Below are 2292 nucleotides of genomic sequence, written 5' to 3'. Positions count from 1 at the left end.
CTGCTGTTGGTGGTGCTCAGACCGCTGGACAACGAAGTGACGTTGCTGTTCGTCGAACTCAGGCCAGTCGAAGTCGAAGTCGACAATGACGAAACGCTGCTGTTAGTTGTGCTCAGTCCAGTCGATGCAGAAGTCGACAACGAAGACACATTGCTGTTAGCCGTGCTGAGGCCACTGGACAGTGATGTGACGTTGCTGGTGACCGTGCTCAAACCGGTCGAGGCAGACGTCGACAGTGATGTGATGCCGGTCGAAGTAGAGGTCGACAAGGACGATACATTGCTGTTTGTCGTGCTCAGGCCGCTGGACAGCGAAGTAACGTTACTGGTGACTGCACTCAAGCCCGTCGAAGTCGAAGTCGACAGCGACGACACGCTGCTGTTGGTGGTGCTGAGGCCACTGGACAGTGAAGTGACGTTGCTGTTGGTGCTGCTCAGGCCTGTCGACGCGGAAGTCGACAGTGACGAAACACTGCTGTTGGTGGTACTGAGACCGCTGGACAGCGATGTGACGTTGCTGTTGGTGCTACTCAAGCCAGTCGAGATCGACGTCGACAGCGAGGACACGCTGCTGTTGGTGGTGCTGAGACCGCTGGACAGTGAAGTGACGTTACTGGCGGCTGTACTCAAGCCGGTCGAGGCGGACGTCGACAACGATGCGATGCCGGTCGAAGTCGAGGTCGACAATGAAGACAGGTTGCTATTTGTCGTGCTCAGGCCACTGGACAACGAGGTGACGTTACTGTTGGTGCTGCTCAAGCCGGTCGAAGTCGAGGTCGACAGCGACGATACGCCGCTATTCGTTGTGCTCAGACCGCTGGACAGCGATGTGACATTGCTGTTCGTGCTGCTCAAGCCAGTCGAAGTTGACGTCGACAATGACGACACGTTGCTATTTGTCGTGCTCAGGCCACTGGACAACGAGATGACGTTACTGTTGGTGCTGCTCAAGCCGGTCGACGTCGAAGTCGACAGCGACGAAACACTGCTGTTGGCGGTGCTCAGACCAGTCGATGTAGAAGTCGACAGCGACGATACGTTGCTATTGGTGGTGCTGAGGCCACTGGACAGTGAAGTGACGTTACTGTTCGTGCTGCTCAAGCCGGTCGAAGTTGAGGTCGACAGCGACGATACGTTGCTATTCGTGCTGCTCAAACCGGTCGAAGTCGAGGTCGACAGCGACGACACGCTGCTGTTGGTGGTGCTCAGACCAGTCGACGTCGAGGTCGACAATGACGACACGTTGCTGTTGGTGGTGCTCAGGCCACTGGACAGCGATGTGACATTGCTGTTCGTGCTGCTCAAGCCAGTCGACGTCGAAGTCGACAGCGACGAAACACTGCTGTTGGCGGTGCTCAGTCCGCTGGACAGTGAAGTGACGTTACTGGTGACTGTACTCAAACCGGTCGAGGCGGACGTCGACAACGATGTGATGGCGGTCGATGTCGAGGTCGACAGCGAGGATACGCTGCTGTTGGTGGTGCTCAGGCCACTGGACAACGAAGTGACGTTACTAGTGACTGTGCTCAAGCCAGTCGACGCAGACGTCGACAGCGATGTAATGCCGGTCGACGTCGATGTCGACAGCGACGACACGTTGCTATTCGTTGTGCTCAGTCCGCTGGACAGCGAAGTAACGTTGCTGCTCGTCGAACTCAGGCCCGTCGAAGTCGAGGTCGACAATGACGACACGTTGCTATTTGTCGTGCTCAGGCCACTGGACAACGAGGTGACGTTGCTGTTGGTGCTACTCAGGCCTGTCGACGCGGAAGTCGACAGCGACGAAACACTGCTGTTAGTCGTGCTCAGACCACTGGACAGCGAGGTGACGTTGCTGTTGGTGGTACTGAGGCCACTGGACAACGAAGTGACGTTGCTATTCGTGCTGCTCAGGCCAGTCGATGTTGAAGTCGACAGCGACGATACGTTGCTGTTAGTCGTGCTGAGGCCACTAGACAGCGATGTGACGTTGCTGCTCGTCGTACTCAGACCGGTCGAGGTCGATGTTGACAACGACGATACGCTGCTGTTGGTAGTGCTCAGTCCGCTGGACAGCGAAGTAACGTTGCTGTTCGTCGAACTCAGGCCAGTCGAAGTCGAGGTCGACAATGACGACACGTTGCTATTTGTCGTGCTCAGGCCACTGGACAACGAGGTGACGTTGCTGTTGGTGCTGCTCAAGCCGGTCGACGCCGAGGTCGACAGCGATGACACGTTGCTGTTGGTAGTGCTGAGGCTGCTGGACAGCGAAGTGACGTTGCTATTTGTCGAACTTAGACCGGTCGACGTCGAT

General features: G+C 56.6%; 1 protein-coding gene. It reads left to right on the top strand.

Features of this window, described 5'->3' with window-relative positions:
• Positions 1-2292: hypothetical protein (locus AC07V8_RS25710; protein ID WP_494721509.1), on the top strand; the 2292-nt coding region annotated here is incomplete at both ends.

It is taken from the genome of Collimonas sp. GW821-FHT02H07, assembly GCF_059421505.1.
This window is presented reverse-complemented; position numbering and strand designations above follow the sequence as displayed.